18 protein-coding genes are annotated in these 16,312 nt (G+C 61.9%); 6 read left to right on the top strand and 12 right to left on the bottom strand.

What is annotated here, in order from left to right:
* Positions 1–54: 54 nt before the first annotated feature.
* Entirely contained in the window at positions 55–1,002 is a 948-nt protein-coding gene (locus tag BM019_RS19915) for a choline ABC transporter substrate-binding protein (protein WP_007925988.1), read from the bottom strand.
* Between the two features lie 426 nt (positions 1,003–1,428).
* Here BM019_RS19915 and BM019_RS19920 point away from each other — a divergent pair, with 426 nt between their 5' ends.
* Together BM019_RS19920 and BM019_RS19925 are read left to right on the top strand one after the other, a co-directional pair.
* Entirely contained in the window at positions 1,429–2,805 is a 1,377-nt protein-coding gene (locus BM019_RS19920) for an L-serine ammonia-lyase (RefSeq protein WP_085533052.1), read from the top strand.
* Between the two features lie 570 nt (positions 2,806–3,375).
* On the top strand, positions 3,376–4,470 hold the full coding sequence (locus tag BM019_RS19925; RefSeq protein WP_009045963.1) for a choline metabolism transcriptional regulator GbdR: 1,095 nt from the start codon (positions 3,376–3,378) through the stop codon (positions 4,468–4,470).
* Here BM019_RS19925 and aac(6') read toward each other — a convergent pair whose 3' ends face one another.
* The 7 genes from aac(6') to choX all read right to left on the bottom strand — a co-directional run bounded on the left by aac(6') (position 4,471) and on the right by choX (position 10,447).
* Positions 4,471–4,917: an aminoglycoside 6'-N-acetyltransferase gene (gene aac(6'), locus BM019_RS19930; protein WP_092419501.1), complete on the bottom strand. Its 447-nt coding sequence runs from the start codon at positions 4,915–4,917 to the stop codon at positions 4,471–4,473.
* A 62-nt stretch (positions 4,918–4,979) separates the two neighbouring features.
* Complete coding sequence (locus tag BM019_RS19935) at positions 4,980–5,240, bottom strand: hypothetical protein (protein WP_007925996.1); 261 nt, start codon at positions 5,238–5,240, stop codon at positions 4,980–4,982.
* Positions 5,241–5,623: 383 nt separating this feature from the next.
* Positions 5,624–6,787 carry a gamma-butyrobetaine dioxygenase gene (locus tag BM019_RS19940; RefSeq protein WP_092419504.1) on the bottom strand — a complete coding sequence of 388 codons (1,164 nt, stop codon included), beginning with the start codon at positions 6,785–6,787 and terminating at the stop codon, positions 5,624–5,626.
* A 24-nt stretch (positions 6,788–6,811) separates the two neighbouring features.
* Positions 6,812–7,288 carry a thioesterase family protein gene (locus tag BM019_RS19945; protein WP_092419507.1) on the bottom strand — a complete coding sequence of 159 codons (477 nt, stop codon included), beginning with the start codon at positions 7,286–7,288 and terminating at the stop codon, positions 6,812–6,814.
* 147 nt (positions 7,289–7,435) lie between these two features.
* Complete coding sequence (locus tag BM019_RS19950; protein WP_092419510.1) at positions 7,436–8,401, bottom strand: L-carnitine dehydrogenase; 966 nt, start codon at positions 8,399–8,401, stop codon at positions 7,436–7,438.
* 140 nt (positions 8,402–8,541) lie between these two features.
* The gene (locus BM019_RS19955) at positions 8,542–9,429 is read right to left on the bottom strand and encodes a 3-dehydrocarnitine:acetyl-CoA trimethylamine transferase CdhC (RefSeq protein WP_092419513.1); all 888 of its coding nucleotides are present in this window, start codon (positions 9,427–9,429) and stop codon (positions 8,542–8,544) included.
* 73 nt (positions 9,430–9,502) lie between these two features.
* Positions 9,503–10,447 (bottom strand): choline ABC transporter substrate-binding protein, encoded by a 945-nt coding sequence (choX, locus tag BM019_RS19960; RefSeq protein ID WP_092419516.1) that lies wholly within the window; start codon positions 10,445–10,447, stop codon positions 9,503–9,505.
* A gap of 193 nt (positions 10,448–10,640) precedes the next feature.
* On the opposite strand from choX, the gene BM019_RS19965 reads away from it, so the two are divergent.
* Together BM019_RS19965 and BM019_RS19970 are read left to right on the top strand one after the other, a co-directional pair.
* Positions 10,641–11,591 carry a GlxA family transcriptional regulator gene (locus tag BM019_RS19965; RefSeq protein WP_092419519.1) on the top strand — a complete coding sequence of 317 codons (951 nt, stop codon included), beginning with the start codon at positions 10,641–10,643 and terminating at the stop codon, positions 11,589–11,591.
* Between the two features lie 165 nt (positions 11,592–11,756).
* The gene (locus BM019_RS19970) at positions 11,757–12,554 is read left to right on the top strand and encodes a hypothetical protein (protein WP_092419522.1); all 798 of its coding nucleotides are present in this window, start codon (positions 11,757–11,759) and stop codon (positions 12,552–12,554) included.
* Positions 12,555–12,768: 214 nt separating this feature from the next.
* Here BM019_RS19970 and BM019_RS19975 read toward each other — a convergent pair whose 3' ends face one another.
* From BM019_RS19975 to BM019_RS19990, 4 genes are all read right to left on the bottom strand, one after another.
* The gene (locus tag BM019_RS19975) at positions 12,769–13,185 is read right to left on the bottom strand and encodes a DUF3010 family protein (protein ID WP_092419525.1); all 417 of its coding nucleotides are present in this window, start codon (positions 13,183–13,185) and stop codon (positions 12,769–12,771) included.
* 33 nt (positions 13,186–13,218) lie between these two features.
* Positions 13,219–13,587, bottom strand: coding sequence for a helix-turn-helix domain-containing protein (locus BM019_RS19980; RefSeq protein ID WP_092419528.1), 369 nt, complete (start codon positions 13,585–13,587; stop codon positions 13,219–13,221).
* Positions 13,526–13,780: a type II toxin-antitoxin system RelE family toxin gene (locus BM019_RS19985; RefSeq protein WP_085533063.1), complete on the bottom strand. Its 255-nt coding sequence runs from the start codon at positions 13,778–13,780 to the stop codon at positions 13,526–13,528. The genes BM019_RS19980 and BM019_RS19985 overlap by 62 nt, the downstream gene beginning before the upstream one ends.
* Positions 13,781–14,009: 229 nt before the next feature.
* On the bottom strand, positions 14,010–14,411 hold the full coding sequence (locus tag BM019_RS19990) for a lysozyme inhibitor LprI family protein (protein WP_009051237.1): 402 nt from the start codon (positions 14,409–14,411) through the stop codon (positions 14,010–14,012).
* Between the two features lie 227 nt (positions 14,412–14,638).
* Here BM019_RS19990 and BM019_RS20000 point away from each other — a divergent pair, with 227 nt between their 5' ends.
* On the top strand, positions 14,639–15,616 hold the full coding sequence (locus tag BM019_RS20000) for a dipeptidase (RefSeq protein WP_007926352.1): 978 nt from the start codon (positions 14,639–14,641) through the stop codon (positions 15,614–15,616).
* A 163-nt stretch (positions 15,617–15,779) separates the two neighbouring features.
* Positions 15,780–16,310, top strand: a complete 531-nt coding sequence (locus BM019_RS20005; protein WP_007926354.1) for a DUF5943 domain-containing protein — start codon at positions 15,780–15,782, stop codon at positions 16,308–16,310.
* The last annotated feature ends 2 nt before the right edge of the window (positions 16,311–16,312 follow it).

Raw genomic sequence — 16,312 nt, forward strand, 5'->3', positions numbered from 1 at the left:
CCGCATGCAAGGAATAAACAGCCCGGGCGGGCGACCCCACCCGGCATAAGCGACTTACTGTGCAAGCTTGGCTTTCACGGCCTCCAGGCCAGGTTTTCCGTCAATGGTGGTCACGCCAGCGAGCCAGGTATCGAGTACCTCGGGGTTTTTCTTCAGCCAGGCCTTGGCGGCCGCCTCGGGCTTCATCTTGTCGTCCAGGACGTTACCCATCAGGGTGCTTTCCATGTTCAGGGTGAACGACAGATTCTTCAGCAACTGACCAACGTTGCTGCATTCCTCGGCGTAGCCCTTGCGGGTGTTGGTGTAGATGGTCGCCTGGCCGTAGTTGGGGCCGAAGAACTCGTCGCCGCCGGTCAGGTACTTCATCTTGAAGCGGGTGTTCATCGGGTGCGGTTCCCAGCCCAGGAACACCACCGCGGTGCTGCGCCGTTGCGCGCGCTCGACCTGGGACAGCATGCCCGCCTCGCTGGACTCGACCACCTTGAAGCCGGCGTCCTTGAGGCCGAAGGCGTTCTTGTCGATCATGCTCTGGATCATGCGGTTGCCGTCGTTACCCGGCTCGATGCCGTAGATCTTGCCGTCCAGTTCTTTCTTGAACTTGGCGATGTCGGCGAAATCCTTCAGGCCCTTGTTGTACAGCTCTTCCGGGACCGCCAGGGTGTACTTGGCGTTCTCCAGGTTGGCGCGGATGGTTTCCACGGTGCCGGCATCGCGGTAGGGCTTGATGTCGTTTTCCATGGTCGGCATCCAGTTGCCGAGGAACACATCCATGTTCTTGCCATCGGCCAGGGACTTGTAGGTCACCGGCACGGAAATCATCGTGGTCTTGGTCTTGTAGCCAAGGGCATCGAGCACGACGCTGGTGGTCGCGGTGGTGACGGTGATGTCGGTCCAGCCGACATCGGAGAAGTTTACGGTGCTGCATTGCGCCGGTTCTGCGGCGTGCGCCAGAAGCGGCAGACTCAGCATGGCGGCCAACAACAACGACGGGGAACCTTTCATGGGGTGGACTCCTGGGTGTTTTCTGGCGGTGTATCTGACCGCACTTATAAGTGTTGCGGTTGGGGCGAGTGGGACAGCTCTACCACAGTGCCTTGCAATCGAGTCGAGACTGATCATGTACCAGTGAAAATCTGACGCCTACAGGGTGCGTCGTATCCAGTACAGGGAGGGTCGCATCCAGTGTCGGTGAGGTCGCTTACAGCTTTTTTCAGCACTTTTTGCCCATCTGAACCGCAAAAAAACGGCCGAAACCAGAGGTCGGCGGGCCACGGCGTTGGTGGGCATGAGTGAGTCGGTGTGAGACGTCGAACGACACTGCAAAAGCCTGATGATGCGCGTATCTCGGCGGATTACTGCTTGAGCGTAGCAGCTTCGCCACCGGGCGTTTTGGCGCCCGGCGTGTGCTCATCGAGGAGTTTCGCAGTCATGGCTATCAGTGTTTTCGATCTGTTCAAAATCGGCATCGGCCCCTCCAGTTCTCACACCGTCGGGCCCATGCGTGCCGCGGCGCTGTTCGTCCAGGCACTGCGGGAAAAAGACCTGCTGGAGCAGGTGCGCCGCATCGAGGTACGGCTCTACGGTTCGCTGTCGGCCACCGGCATCGGCCACGGCAGCGACAACGCGGTGATCATGGGGCTGATGGGCGAATGGCCGGATGCGATCGATCCGTCGCAGATCGGCTGTCGTATCGAGACCCTGCGCGAAACCAATACCCTGCTGCTCGACAACCGCCTGCCGATTCCCTTCGTCTGGGCGCGCGACATGCTGCTGATCGACGAGAACCTGCCGTTCCATCCCAACGCCATGACCCTGGTGGCCGAAGGCGAGTCCGGGGAACTGCACCGCGATACCTATTATTCCGTGGGCGGCGGTTTTGTCGTCGACGAAGCCCAGGCCAGCAGCGGCGTGGTGGACCTGGATCGCACCGAATTGCCTTATGACTTCTCCAGCGCCGTGGAGCTGCTGAGCCTGTGCCAGAAGCACAACCTGCGGGTGGCCGAACTGATGATGGCCAACGAGAAGGTCTGGCGTTCGGAGGAGGAGATCCGCGCCGGCCTGATGAAGCTCTGGCAGGCCATGCAGGATTGCGTCGAGCAGGGCCTGAAACACGAAGGCATCCTGCCCGGCGGGCTCAATGTGCGGCGCCGCGCGGCCAAGCTGCACCGCAGCCTGCAGGAGTTGAACAAACCCAATGTGATCGGCTCGACCCTGAGCGCCATGGAGTGGGTCAACCTGTTCGCCCTGGCGGTGAACGAGGAAAACGCCGCCGGCGGACGCATGGTGACGGCGCCGACCAACGGCGCGGCGGGGATCATCCCGGCGGTGCTGCATTACTTCATGCGCTTCAGCGAGGACGTCACCGACGCCAACGTGGTGGACTTTTTCCTCGGCGCGGCGGCGGTGGGCATCCTCTGCAAGAAAAACGCCTCGATCTCCGGCGCCGAAGTCGGCTGCCAGGGCGAGGTGGGCTCGGCCTGCGCCATGGCCGCCGCTGGTCTGGCGGAGATTCTCGGGGCGTCGCCGGAGCAGCTGTGCAATGCCGCGGAAATCGGCCTGGAGCATAACCTCGGCCTGACCTGCGATCCGGTCGGCGGCCTGGTACAGGTGCCGTGCATCGAGCGCAACGCAATTGCCGCGGTGAAGGCCATCAACGCCGCGCAAATGGCCCTGCGCGGCGACGGCCAGCACTTCATTTCCCTGGACCGGGTGATCCGCACCATGCGCGATACCGGCGCCGACATGCATGACAAATACAAGGAGACATCCCGCGGCGGCTTGGCGGTCAGCGCCGTGGAGTGTTGATGCTTTAACAGCGGGACTGCTGCGCAGTTCATCGCGGGCAAGCTCGCTCCTACAAGGTGCTGCGTTCTCCTGTAGGGGCGAGCTTGCTCGCGATGACGTCAGGCTTTTTACCGCCAACCACAAGTAGAATTCATCCGTCAGGTCAGCCGGGTTCTGCTCATAAATTGAACACCTCGCGACGCCCACGCCACCTTTTGGAGCGTCGCAAACAGGTAAGTCCCAAGGCCCATCGGTCAGGTTTTTTGCTGACCTCGGCTGAGCGCCCACCTGTGCTTGCGGTGACACTCTTTTCCCGGGACGTTTCTCGCCGTTCCCACAAGTGCTACCGATTTGCTCACAGCCACCGGCCCAGGGCCCTCCACGGCCGATTCGGCACTGATAACCCGCACATTGCGCACGGCTTATATAGACGCATCGCGACGTCGTTTTCAGGAGTTATTGAATGGCCATTCAATTTTAGGCATGGCAATTGCTCTGTCATCACAAAGCCCGTCTCCCGCGTGAGAATGATGGCAATAACAAGAGCCTCCGCCTGAGGCCATCACCTGCTTTGTGTGAGGAGATACCGCGATGACGACGTTCAACTCCGGGGCTCAACCCCAGAACCGTGCGCCTCAATCCATCGGCTTTTTGCTGCTGGACAATTTCACGCTGATTTCCCTGGCGTCCGCGGTCGAGCCGCTGCGCATGGCCAACCAGTTGTCCGGCCGCGAGCTATATCGCTGGACCACCCTCAGCGTCGACGGCGGCCAGGTCTGGGCCAGTGATGGCCTGCAGATCACCCCCGACGCCTCCATGCACAAAGCCCCGGCCCTGGACACCGTGATCGTCTGCGGCGGCATCGGCATCCAGCGCACCGTGACCCGCGAACATGTGTCCTGGCTGCAAAGCCAGGCGCGCCAGTCCCGTCGCCTCGGCGCGGTCTGCACCGGCAGCTGGGCCCTGGCCTGCGCCGGCCTGCTCGACGGCTTCGATTGCAGCGTGCACTGGGAATGCCTGGCCTCGATGCAGGAAGCCTTCCCGCGGGTGGCCATGAGCACCCGCCTGTTCACCCTCGACCGCAATCGCTTCACCAGTTCCGGCGGCACCGCGCCGTTGGACATGATGCTGCACCTGATCAGCCGCGATCACGGCCGTGAACTGTCGGCGGCGATCTCGGAAATGTTCGTCTACGAACGTATCCGCAACGAGCAGGATCACCAGCGCGTGCCGCTCAAGCACATGCTCGGCACCAACCAGCCGAAACTGCAGGAAATCGTCGCGCTGATGGAAGCCAACCTGGAAGAGCCGATCGACCTCGACGAACTGGCGGTCTACGTTTCGGTATCCCGTCGCCAGCTGGAGCGGCTGTTCCAGAAATACCTGCACTGCTCGCCATCGCGCTACTACCTGAAGCTGCGGCTGATCCGCGCCCGCCAGCTGCTCAAGCAGACGCCGATGTCGATCATCGAAGTGGCTTCGGTCTGCGGTTTTGTCTCCACGCCGCACTTCTCCAAGTGCTACCGCGAGTACTTCGGCATTCCTCCGCGTGACGAACGCGTGGGCTCCAACACCGCCCAACAGGTGGCGATGATGCCGATTCCGCAGGCGCTGGTGCTGGCTGGCCCGATGTCCTCGCTGAGCCAGGCGCGCAACGAATCGACCTTTGCCAGCGTCAGGCTGTAATCACAGGCTTTTCCTGAAGTACACGACGCGCTCGGTTTCCTCGAAACCGAGCGCCTTGTGCACGGTCTGGCTCACCAGGTTTTCCAGGCCGGTATCCGAAGCCATTTCCACGCAGCCCTGCTCCCGTCCCCATTGGGCGACGGCATCGATCAGTCGTTCGGCAATGCCCTGGCGCCGTTGTTCGGCGCTGACGTACAAACCCTCCAGAAACACCACCGGCGAATGCTCGGTGCCGTTCACGTAGTCGTGGCGCAACGAAGCCTCGGCCAACCCTACTGGCTGCCCATCGGCGGTATAAGCCAGCAGGTTGATATAGCGCCGCGGGTCGCCCAGCAAGCGGGCGATTTCGTCCCGGTGTTCCTCGGCCGGACAGTCGGGCCACAGCGCCTGGCGCAATGACAGCCAGCCCGCTTGATGGGCTGACTGGCAGGGTTCGATTCGAATCATGGGGGCGGCTCCTTGGCTTGCAGGCACCGCACTCTACTCTGCGATCCGCGCCCGGCGAAGGCTCAGGCGCGGCTGTTCTGGAATTGGGCCAGGGCCGGCAACAGTTGTTTGTCGATGGCCTGGCGCACGGCCGGCAGGATGGTCGCATTGCCGGTGAGCATCTGCTCGACCATGCCCTTGAGGGCCTTGGCCCGGGCATCGCTCAAGCCGCGCACCGCACACTCGCAGGCCTGGTCGGCCGTGGCGCCGGCCGGCATTTCAAAACCCAGGGCCCTCAGCTGGCCGAGCAGGTCGTCCTGGTCAATCAGATCCGCGTGCATCATGACTCTTATCCTTGTTCAGGGAGCGTGGTCGTGAGCCGATTCTGGTAGCCACCCGGACAGTCGGCAAGGGCGAATTGTCGCAATGGCCGGGATGCCTATGAACAGGTCGTTTTCGGCTAACTTGGCTTGAAGGCGACTGGGCACACTGGATTCCAGCTCGGTCATCGAAGGTTTGGTCACCCTCGTGTCGGCTCCTCAGAAAACCTCCTCTGCCCCGATCCTGTCACGGCTTGATCGGGGTCTTTTTTTGTCTGGGAAAAAGGGGCTGCCTGGGAGGTTTTTTCGCGAGCAAGCTCGCTCCTACAGGTTCGCGTCGTAGCACGATGCTGGGTACGACATCGCCTCTGTAGGAGCGAGCTTGCTCGCGATTGACGCGACGCGGTCTAGCGCTGCAACACCAGGATCCGCGACAGCAACTCGTCGCGGTCGATGTAGCAACCCTGGAAATGCCGCGCGCCGGTTGCGGGGTCGAAGGCGTTGCGCGCGTGCAGGGTGCGGCGGTTGTCGAAGCACCACAGCTCGCCCGGGTTGAGGCGCTGGATCAGGCGAAAGCGCGGCTCGCGGGTCATGACGATAAAACGTCGATAAGCGTGGTAGAGCCGGGGCATGTCGTCCACCGAGGCCTCGAACGGCCCGCGCAGGAAGTTGGCCATGCGGATCTCCGCGACCTCGCCCACTGTATTCAGGGCGATCACCGGCGCCAGGCAGCGGTAGTCGCTGTGGCGGTCCTTGTTGCGAAACTCCACGGGAATCTCGCACAGCGCGCGAAACGCCTCGGGGTCTTCGCGGCGCAAGGCGTCGGCGATGGCAAAACCGTCGACAAAGATGCTTTCGCCGCCTTCGGCATCGTTCACCAGGCAATGCAGGAATTGCAGGCCCGGTTGCAGCTCGCGGGTCGGCAGGTCGGTGTGCAGCGGCAGGTTGAAGGCGGTGTAGGCGTTGCTGTCGGCGTCGGCCTTGGATTGCACGTTGAACAGCACGCCGAAATTGCTCTCGCGGATAAAGGCAATGCGCTTGGCGACCTGGGCCAGCGACCCCGGTTCGGTGGGCACGCCACGGACCTGCGTCAGGCCGATATCGCGCACCGCCAGCAGCCATTGCAACAGCGCCCGGGAATCCTCCATCAGCGCCTGGTACTCGAACACCGGCAGTTGCAGCCGACTGTCCCACAGCTGGCTGTGCGGGCGACGCGCGCGGCGCTCGGCGCGGCTTTCATCGTCGTAGGCGTGGGCCCGCAGCCAGCCCGGATCGAAGCGGCTGAGGTGACCGTCCTGCCAGTCGATGCTCAGGCAGCCCTGGGCGTCGATCCGGCTGGCGGCCGGGGCCAGGCCTTCGGCGACGTCGACGATCTCCAGCACCTGCTCGCGGGTCACGCTGTACACGCAGTGCGCGCAGGGGCAGTTGTCGCGCAGCCACTGATGATGAAAGGGGCTCGAGCGACCGTCGGCCCACTGCACCTGAACACGGTCCGCCTGGGCTTGTACAGCGGTCAACGCGCTGATCAACGGGTAACTGCGGAAGTCGGCAAAAGCGGTGGAGGTATTCACGGTGCGGTCCTTTCTTATGGGCGGTTATTTTTCCGGCGGCAGGGCAATCACCCGACCGATCCAGGCGGGGGCGGGGAGGTCGGCCTGCTCGGCGGCGATGGCCTGCAGGCACTGCAGCACCGACTCGCTGAACGGCGCCGAGCGCGGGCCGGCGAGGTCGACGTGGAGCAGCATCTGCTCGTTGCCGGCCAGTTCCAGGTCGTCACCGACCTTGTGCAGGCTGTGGTACAGGTGCAGGCGCTTGCGGTCGTGGCCGATGATCTGGGTGCGCACTTCGACCTCGGTATTGAGCTTCACTTCATGCAGGTAATTGAGGTGCAGCTCCAGGGTGAACAGCGAGTTGCCGCTGGCTTCGCGGTGGTTGCTGTCCATGCCCAGCCGGTCCATCAGGGCGTCGGTGGCGTAGCTGAAAATCAGCAAGTAGAAGGCGTCCCGCAGGTGGCCGTTGTAATCGACCCAGTCGGGGCTGATGCGGGTGGTGTAGGTGGTGAGTACGGGCATGTCATGGGCTCACGAAAATGGCGGGCTGAACCTGTAGCCGCTGCCGCAGGCTGCGATCGGCTCCGCAGGAGACGCGCTCTTGCGGCCCTCGGAAGGCTCTTCGAGCCTTATCGCCGCCTGCGGCAGCGGCTACAGGGGGCGTCAGGGTTACTCGCTGAAGCTCATGCCGTGTTTGGCCTTGGTGGTTTTAACCGCTTCGAGCACGGCGAGCAGGCAGTCATCACGATAGCGCTCCAGCGCCGAAATGCTGTGGGTGCCGAGCTGCTCGGCGGTGCCTTCGACCACGTCGTCGATCAGCTTGTCGGTCAGTTCCGGGGCCGGCAGGTAGGTCCACGGCAGTTGCAGGGCCGGGCCGAACTGGGCCATGAAGTGCCGCATGCCGGCATCGCCCCCGGCCAGGGTGTAGGTCAGGAAAGTGCCCATGAACGACCAGCGCAGGCCGGCGCCGAAGCGGATCGCGTCGTCGATTTCGCCGGTGGTGGCGACGCCGTCGTTGACCAGGTGCAGGGCCTCGCGCCACAGCGCTTCCAAAAGACGGTCGGCGATAAAGCCCGGGACTTCCTTGCGCACATGCAGCGGGCGCATGCCCAGGGATTCATAGACCTTGATCGCGGCCTGCACGGCTTCTGGCGCGGTGTTCTTGCCGCCGACCACTTCCACCAGCGGCAGCAGGTACACCGGGTTGAACGGGTGGCCGACCACGCAGCGTTCCGGGTGGGTGGAGCTCTCGTAGAACTCGCTCGGCAGCAGGCCGGAGGTGCTGGAGCCGATCAGCGCATTGGGCTTGGCCGCGGCGCTGATCTTGGCGTGTAACTCGAGTTTCAGCTCCAGGCGTTCCGGGGCGCTTTCCTGGATGAAGTCGGCGTCTTTCACGCACTCCTCGATGGTCGCGACAAAGCGCAGGCGATCCTGCGCAGCGCCCGGTGCCAGGCCCTGTTTCTCCAGGGCGCCCCAGGCATTGGCCACACGCTTGCGCAGGGCCGCCTCGGCGCCGGGCGCCGGGTCCCAGGCCACCACGTCCAGGCCGTGGGCGAGGGCGCGCGATACCCAGCCGCTGCCGATGACACCGCTGCCCAGGGCGGCGAAGGTTTTGATCTCGGTGATAAAGCTCATGGTCATTTCCTGAAAGAGTTCACGGTCTTCCTGTAGGAGCGAGCTTGCTCGCGATGGCAATCTTCCAGACGCAGAAATTGCATCGGATGCAGCCATTTTTCGCGAGCAAGCTCGCTCCTACAGAAGAAGGGATATCGGGGTCAGCCGCGCTTGCGCAGGCCCATCCTGGCCCGGCCCTCGGCCGGGGTCAGGACGCGGGCGCCGAGGCGGCTGAGGATCTCGCTGGCGCGCTCCACCAACTGGCCGTTGGTCGCCAGTACGCCCTTGTCCAGCCACAGGTTGTCCTCCAGGCCGACCCGCACGTTGCCGCCCAGCAGCACCGCCTGCGCGGCCATCGGCATCTGCATGCGGCCGATACCGAAGCCGGCCCAGACCGCGCCGGCCGGCAGGTTGTCGACCATGGCCTTCATGGTGGTGGTGTCGGCCGGCGCGCCCCAGGGAATGCCCAGGCACAGCTGGAACAGCGGGTCGTCCAGCAGGCCTTCCTTGATCATCTGCTTGGCGAACCACAGGTGGCCGGTGTCGAAGATCTCCAGCTCGGCCTTCACCCCCAGTTCCTGGATGCGCTTGGCGCCGGCCCGCAGTTGCGCCGGGGTGGACACGTAAATGGTGTCGCCGTCGCCGAAGTTCAGGGTGCCGCAGTCCAGGGTGCAGATTTCCGGCAGCAGTTCCTCGACGTGGGCCAGGCGGGTCAGCGGGCCGACCAGGTCGGTGTTGGGGCCGAACTCCATCGGGTTTTCGCCGGCGCCGATCTCCAGGTCGCCGCCCATCCCAGCGGTGAGGTTGACGATGATGTCGACGTCCGCTTCGCGAATGCGCTCCATCACTTCGCGGTACAGCGCGACGTCGCGGCTGAACTTGCCGGTGTCCGGGTTGCGCACGTGGCAGTGGACCACGGTGGCGCCGGCCTTGGCCGCTTCCACCGCGGCGGCGGCAATCTGTTTCGGGGTGACCGGCACGTGGGGGCTCTTGGCGGTTGTGTCGCCAGCACCGGTGAGTGCGCAGGTGATGATGACGTCGTGGTTCATGGTGCGGGTTCCTTACAGGCGTGGTGGGTCGCTGCGCAGCCGTTTGGCGCTGCGCAGAGGGAGTTCGGGGTGGTTATTGGCTGGTCAGTTTCAGGTTGTCGGCGGCGGGCTTGCCGTCGAAGGTGGTGACCCCTTCGAGCCAGCGCGCCTTGTCCTGCGGATGCTCGGCCAGCCATTGCCTGGCCGATTCCAGGGCGTCCTTGTGGTCGAGCAGCGGTTGCATCATGCGGCTCTCGTCCTCGGCGCTAAAGGTCAGGTTGCTCAGCAGCCGGCTGACGTTCGGGCACTGTTCGGCGTAGGTCGGCGCGGTGACGGTCCACACCGTGGCCATGCCTTCGTTCGGGCCCAGGGCGTCGTCGCTGCCGGTGAGGTAGGTCATCTGCACATTGACGTTCATCGGGTGCGGCGCCCAGCCGAAGAACACCACGGCTTCCTTGCGTCGCACGGCGCGATCCACCGCCGCGAGCATGCCGGCCTCGCTGGATTCGACCAGCTGGAATTTGCCCAGGCCGAACTGGTTCTTGGTGATCATTGCCTTGATCTGGGTATTGGCGCCCGAGCCGGGCTCGATGCCGTAGATCTTGCCGCCCAGTTCCTTCTCGAATCTGGCGATGTCGGCGAAGGTTTTCAGACCCTTGTCCGCCAGGTAGGTAGGCACGGCGAGGGTCGCGCGGGCGTCCTTGAGGCTGGGCTCGGCCAGCACCTTGACCTGCTTGGCTTCGATGAAGGGGGTGATGGTCTGGGTCATCAGCGGGTTCCAGTAGCCGAGGAACAGATCCAGGCGCTGGTCGCGGATGCCGGCGAAAATGATCTGCTGCGAGGCGCTGGTCTGCCTGGTCTTGTAGCCGAGGCCGTCGAGCAGTACCTGGGCCATGGCGCTGGTGGCGATCACGTCGGTCCAGTTGACCACGCCGAGGCGCACGTTCTGGCAGCTGGCGGCGTCGGCGGCCATGGCGCCGGAGCTGAGAAAGACGGTACCGCTGAGTGCAAGGACGCAACTGCTGATCAGTCGTTTCATGAAGGTTTCCTCGGCAGGTCGTTATTGTCGGTTCCGGCGTCTATGTGCGCCGGTGATGCCACGTTACGCAGCCGGCGGGCGCTGAAAACGCACAGCGGCGACCGGCTCTTGCACTGCGGCGACCTTGGTCTTGAACCCGGCGTGGAAACGGCGTATCACAGTGGCCACGCTGCCCGTCATCCGAGTGCGTTCCATGTCCCAGGATTTCTATTTCTTGCTGATGCCGGGCTTCTCGGCCATCGGGTTCATCTCGGCCATCGAGCCGCTGCGCGTGGCCAATCGCTTTCGCGGCGAGCTGTATCGCTGGCATGTGCTGAGCGCCGATGGTGGCGCGGTATTGGCGAGCAACGGCATGTCGGTCAACGCCGACGCGGCGCTGGAGCCGTTGAAGAAGGGCGCGACCCTGCTGGTGGTGGCCGGCTTCGAGCCGCTGAAGTTCGTCACCCCGGCGCTGGTGCACTGGTTGCGCCGCCTGGATGTGGAGGGCGTGACCCTGGGCGGCATCGATACCGGCAGCGTGGTCCTCGCACAAGCCGGGCTGCTCGAAGGCCACCGCGTGACCCTGCACTGGGAAGCGATCGAGGCGTTCAAGGAGTCCTATCCGCAGATCAGCGTGACCCAGGAGCTGTTCGAGATCGACCGACGGCGCATCACCTCGGCCGGCGGCACCGCGTCCATCGACATGATGCTCGACCTGATCGGCCAGGCCCACGGCCCGGAGCTGGCGATCCAGGTCAGCGAACAGTTCGTGCTCGGACGCATCCGTCCGCGCAAGGACCACCAGCGCATGGAAGTCGCCACCCGCTACGGCATCCGCAACAAGAAGCTGGTGCAGGTGATCGGCGAGATGGAACAACACAGCGAGCCGCCCCTGAGCACCCTGCAGCTGGCCGAGTCGATCAAGGTCACCCGGCGTCAGCTCGAACGCCTGTTCCGCCTGCACCTGAACGACACGCCGAGCAACTTCTACCTGGGGCTGCGCCTGGAAAAGGCCCGGCAACTGCTGCGCCAGACCGACATGAGCGTGCTGGAAGTCAGCATCGCCTGCGGCTTCGAATCACCCTCGTATTTCACCCGCAGCTATCGCGCCCGGTTTGCCCAGTGCCCGCGGGAAGACCGGCGCGGGTCCGCTGTGTCAGGTTGACTCGGGAAGGTGATCCAGATAGCTACTTTTATAAATTAGAGCGTTACGGGGTTACACGGCGGAGTCTATGTTATTCGAACTAAGATGTTGGACGTTGTGAGGGCTTTTGGTTAATGTTTGTCGGCAGGACGGTCTATTGAGCTAATGTTAACAAGGAGGTTTATGATGTCCGAAAATAGAGTTGCTAAGCTGCTGAAAGCGAACTATGCATTGTTGGGGGTTATCGGGTTTATTGTGTTTACTGTGTTGCCGACACTGCTTAAATTAGATGGGGTCTGGTTGAACGTGCTGCAAGGTTTTGGGACGTCATTACTTGCGGCCATGTCAATAACTTTTCTTGTGGATAAGCGAATATCTGCAAGTAAGGAGTTGGAGGTCAATGAGTTAATAGAAAAGCATATTCCGAGATTGCTGGAGTTTGAGCGCCTAGGACTGGAGGAGATTGTTTATGGTAATAATATGGAGGTCGTTGGTATTGATTTAGTAAGCGAGCCAAATCTTTATATTGTTATGAATGATGGGAAGAACTTCTTCACAAATAACGCAAAGAAACTTGCCGAGCGTTTCAAGAAAGAAAATAGAAAAACTGTTATTATCCTTCTTTCTGATACCTCTTCATCAGAGGATATTCTGAATAAGAGAAACGGAAAGGAGGGGGCTGGTTATTACGGTAGAAAAATACAAGAGTGTATAAAGGATTATCAAGACTTCTACAAAGGCGCTCCAGAGTCGAATGAGCTAAGTATCTATAAATTTGGTTATAGCTTTACTATGTCCATTGTCGCGACAGATAGTAAGGTAGTCATAGGTATGTATCGTAATGCTGCCGGAAAGTCTTTGGCTCCTCCGCATTTTGTATTTTCAAAAGAAGCGGCGGAGGGTGAATATTCTAATGTGATGAAAGATGTTCGTAACTTGATGGAAAGTTCTGAGAAAGTTGGTTGTGCCCAGCATGCTTTTTGAAGAGCAGGTGTTGCTTGGGTCTGGGTAAAAGTGATGCGAAGCTTTCGCCGTGCACATTGTGTGGGTTGGTGCTTATCTGTTCTGGCTGTGACCTGGCTGGTTTTTATGAGTGCACAAGTGGCTTGATTGTTTTTAACAGTGGCCTTGATGTCAAATTTGAGGGGGCTCTGGATTAACTAGGCCCCCATACAGGCTCAGGCTAAATAGTTGAGTGTTAAAGTTTAGCCAGGGCCGCGCAGGCAGTTTTGTAAGCTTCGTGCTGGTATTTGTTGAGGCTCGCCGGCAGGTCGAAGTTGTGCTTCTTGTTCTGCGCGTTGATGGTCTGCGGCGACAGCAGGGTCACCTCGCAGTTGTCCAGCAGCTGGAACACGCCTTCGATCTTGAAGGTGGTCGGGCCGCCGGCGAATTCGCCTTTTTTGCTGCGTTTCTTGATGGCGATGCGGCTGATGCCGTTGTCGCGGACGAAGGCGGCCACCTGGGCCGCGAAGGCTTTGACGTTGGCGGCTTCGTCATCGTCGTCCAGGGCGATTTTCTTGCAGGCGTTGGCCAGGTGTTGCGCCGTGCCGTCTTGCAGGGTGGCCAGGGCGAAGATGGCTTCGCTGCCTTTGATTTCGATGCCGCAGATGCTCATGGGAAAACCTTTTCTCGATGAATGGCGTGCAGCTTACAGTTCCAGCTGGTCGGCGCGAATGCCAAAGGCCGCGGCGATCTTCTCGCGGGTGGCGCGGCGGGGCTTGGCGACGCTTTCCTGCTGGGCGAAGGCCGGCTGGGAAATGCCCAGGCGCCTGGCGACCTCGTCCTGGGTCAGGTGCAGGTGCTCGCGCCAGGCGCGGATTGGCGTGGCGCCGTCAACGATGCGGCTGACCACGTCATGGGGGATCAGGTCCGGCTCCTGGCGTTGCGCCACATAGTCCGCATAAGGGATCACCACGAACGCCGGCTTGCCGTCCGTGCCGTTGATGATTTGGATGTCAGTAGGTGCGTTCGTCACGTTTCTTGACCTCTTGGATACTGACCACTCTGATAGCGCCATCCCAGTCGAACAGGATTCGATAGTTGCCCACTCGCAGGCGGTAAGCATGGGTGTGACCGCTGAGTGCCTTGACGTTGCCGGTGTCGGGCATGTCGCCGAGCAAGGTCACCGCGTCGCGGATCTGTACCTGATGGGCGCTGTGCAATCGCAGCAGTTGTTTGACGGCCTTACGGGTCCACAGGATGCTGTTCATGAACAAATATAAGCCTTTTATAAGATTAATCAATCTTTGCTTATATTCGCTCGCGGGCCAAGGCGAGAACCTTGTCCGGGTATTGCTCATGGCTTGTTACAGCGGGGAGAGAGGGGAGGCCGGGGGATTTTCGCGAGCAAGTTCGCTCTACAGGTATGGCGCAACGCCTGTAGGAGCGAGCTGGCTCGCGATGACGTCATGACGGTTGCCGCAGAGGTATCGGTCGGGCCTATTCCTGCCCGATCGACTCAAGAAACTCCGACCGTTCATCGCTCATGCGCGCCAGGCAATCGGCCTGGGCAATGGCGTAGGCCTTGCTGCCGGGTTTGGCGGGGAAGGTGTCGATGGCGCAGTCGGCGTCGCGCTGTTTCTGCCACAGCTGCTGGGCGTTCTGCACCTTGGCGGTGATGTCGGCCAGCTGCGCCTTGTCGCTGCCGTATTGCGTGCCCAGGCGTTCGAGCAGGCCCTGCAGGTTGTCGCTCAGCAGTTGCTCGGCGGTGGTTTTGTTGAAGGTGGCGCATTCCAGAGTCTGTTGATCCTGTTCGACGCTGTCGCACGGGGAGTTGTCGGCCTCTTCAGCCGCCTGTGCGCCCGTCGCCAGCAGTGCCAAAGCCAGGAAGATCGATTTCATTGCGTCGCAGCCCCCTCTAATCCAGTGATGCGGCGGATTCTGGCCCATGCGCATGACAAAGAACAGATGGTGCAAGGGACGCCCGGCAGACCCTTTGTCGCGGATTGACGCTTTCGGCAATTCCCCTGTCGTTTTTGCACCCGGTTGCCCGGGCACCGAGGCATATGCTGACCCCAAAGCGCCGGCAGACGATTCGGCGCATGAATTGCCAATAAGGGGACTGCCTGATGAGCCCAGCCGAATTGCACGCCGACAGCATCGTTATCGACGGGCTGATCATTGCCAAGTGGAACCGTGAACTGTTCGAAGACATGCGCAAGGGCGGCCTGACCGCGGCCAACTGCACCGTGTCGGTGTGGGAGGGCTTCCAGGCCACGGTCAACAACATCGCCTCCAGCCAGAAGCTGATCCGCGAGAACAGCGACCTGGTGATGCCGGTGCGCACCACCGCCGACATCCGCAAGGCCAAGGAACTGGGCAAGACCGGCATCCTGTTCGGCTTCCAGAATGCCCATGCCTACGAGGACCAGATCGGCTACGTCGAGGTGTTCAAGCAGCTGGGCGTGGGTATCGTGCAGATGTGCTACAACACCCAGAACCTGGTGGGCACCGGCTGCTACGAGCGCGATGGCGGCCTGTCGGGCTTCGGTCGCGAGATCGTCGCCGAGATGAACCGCGTCGGCGTCATGTGCGACCTGTCCCACGTCGGTTCCAAGACCTCCGAGGAAGTCATCCTCGAATCGAAAAAGCCGGTTTGCTACTCCCACTGCCTGCCGTCGGGCCTCAAGGAACACCCGCGCAACAAGTCCGATGAAGAGCTGAAGTTCATCGCCGACCACGGCGGTTTCGTCGGCGTGACCATGTTCGCGCCGTTCCTGGCCAAGGGCATCGATTCGACCATCGACGACTACGCCGAGGCCATCGAATACACCATGAACATCGTCGGCGAAGACGCCATCGGCATCGGCACCGACTTCACCCAGGGCCATGGCCAGGACTTCTTCGAATACCTGACCCACGACAAGGGCTACGCCCGTCGCCTGACCAACTTCGGCAAGATCATCAACCCGCTGGGCATCCGCACCGTGGGCGAGTTCCCCAACCTCACCGAGACCCTGCTCAAGCGCGGTCACTCCGAGCGTGTGGTGCGCAAGATCATGGGCGAGAACTGGGTGAACGTCCTCAAGGACGTCTGGGGCGAATAACGCCAACCCTCCACAGCACACACCTGTAGCCGCTGCCGAAGGCTGCGATCGGCTCCGAAGGAGACGCGCTCCTGCGGCCCTCGGAAGGCTCTTGGAGCCTTATCGCAGCCTTCGGCAGCGGCTACGGATGCACCAATCCAAAAGAATTCCGGAGTTTTGAAACATGGCCAAGATCGCCCCGCAACTGCCCATCGAAGTCGACAGCGAAACCGGTGTCTGGACCTCCGACGCCCTGCCGATGCTGTACGTGCCGCGTCACTTCTTCGTCAACAACCACATGGGCATCGAGGAAGTGCTGGGCGCCGACGCCTACGCCGAGATCCTCTACAAGGCTGGCTACAAGTCCGCCTGGCACTGGTGTGAAAAAGAAGCCGAGTGCCATGGCCTGGAAGGCGTCGCGGTGTTCGAGCACTACATGAAGCGCCTGTCGCAGCGCGGCTGGGGCCTGTTCAAGATCCAGGACATCGACCTCGACAAGGGCACCGCCAGCGTCAAGCTCGAACACTCGGCCTTCGTCTATGTGTATGGCAAGGTCGGGCGCAAGGTCGACTACATGTTCACCGGCTGGTTCGCCGGCGCCATGGACCAGATCCTGGCGGCCCGCGGCAGCAAGATCCGCACCGTCGCCGAACAGGTCTACGGCGGTTCCGAAGAAGGCCACGACGATGGCCTGTTCACCGTCAAGCCGTTGTAAGC

The sequence above is a fragment of the Pseudomonas sp. NFPP07 genome (genome assembly GCF_900115645.1).
Taxonomy (GTDB): domain Bacteria; phylum Pseudomonadota; class Gammaproteobacteria; order Pseudomonadales; family Pseudomonadaceae; genus Aquipseudomonas; species Aquipseudomonas chlororaphis.

Coding starts and splice junctions, on each gene's coding strand:
- BM019_RS19965 (WP_092419519.1), top strand. CDS start 10,641: ATGTCCCAGGATTTCTATTTCTTGCTGATGCCGGGCTTCTCGGCCATC.
- choX (WP_092419516.1), bottom strand. CDS start 10,447: ATGAAACGACTGATCAGCAGTTGCGTCCTTGCACTCAGCGGTACCGTC.
- BM019_RS19925 (WP_009045963.1), top strand. CDS start 3,376: ATGACGACGTTCAACTCCGGGGCTCAACCCCAGAACCGTGCGCCTCAA.
- BM019_RS19920 (WP_085533052.1), top strand. CDS start 1,429: ATGGCTATCAGTGTTTTCGATCTGTTCAAAATCGGCATCGGCCCCTCC.
- BM019_RS19990 (WP_009051237.1), bottom strand. CDS start 14,411: ATGAAATCGATCTTCCTGGCTTTGGCACTGCTGGCGACGGGCGCACAG.
- BM019_RS19945 (WP_092419507.1), bottom strand. CDS start 7,288: ATGCCCGTACTCACCACCTACACCACCCGCATCAGCCCCGACTGGGTC.
- BM019_RS20005 (WP_007926354.1), top strand. CDS start 15,780: ATGGCCAAGATCGCCCCGCAACTGCCCATCGAAGTCGACAGCGAAACC.
- BM019_RS19950 (WP_092419510.1), bottom strand. CDS start 8,401: ATGAGCTTTATCACCGAGATCAAAACCTTCGCCGCCCTGGGCAGCGGT.
- BM019_RS19935 (WP_007925996.1), bottom strand. CDS start 5,240: ATGATGCACGCGGATCTGATTGACCAGGACGACCTGCTCGGCCAGCTG.
- BM019_RS19955 (WP_092419513.1), bottom strand. CDS start 9,429: ATGAACCACGACGTCATCATCACCTGCGCACTCACCGGTGCTGGCGAC.
- BM019_RS19915 (WP_007925988.1), bottom strand. CDS start 1,002: ATGAAAGGTTCCCCGTCGTTGTTGTTGGCCGCCATGCTGAGTCTGCCG.
- BM019_RS19970 (WP_092419522.1), top strand. CDS start 11,757: ATGTCCGAAAATAGAGTTGCTAAGCTGCTGAAAGCGAACTATGCATTG.
- BM019_RS20000 (WP_007926352.1), top strand. CDS start 14,639: ATGAGCCCAGCCGAATTGCACGCCGACAGCATCGTTATCGACGGGCTG.
- BM019_RS19980 (WP_092419528.1), bottom strand. CDS start 13,587: ATGGCGCTATCAGAGTGGTCAGTATCCAAGAGGTCAAGAAACGTGACG.
- BM019_RS19975 (WP_092419525.1), bottom strand. CDS start 13,185: ATGAGCATCTGCGGCATCGAAATCAAAGGCAGCGAAGCCATCTTCGCC.
- BM019_RS19985 (WP_085533063.1), bottom strand. CDS start 13,780: ATGAACAGCATCCTGTGGACCCGTAAGGCCGTCAAACAACTGCTGCGA.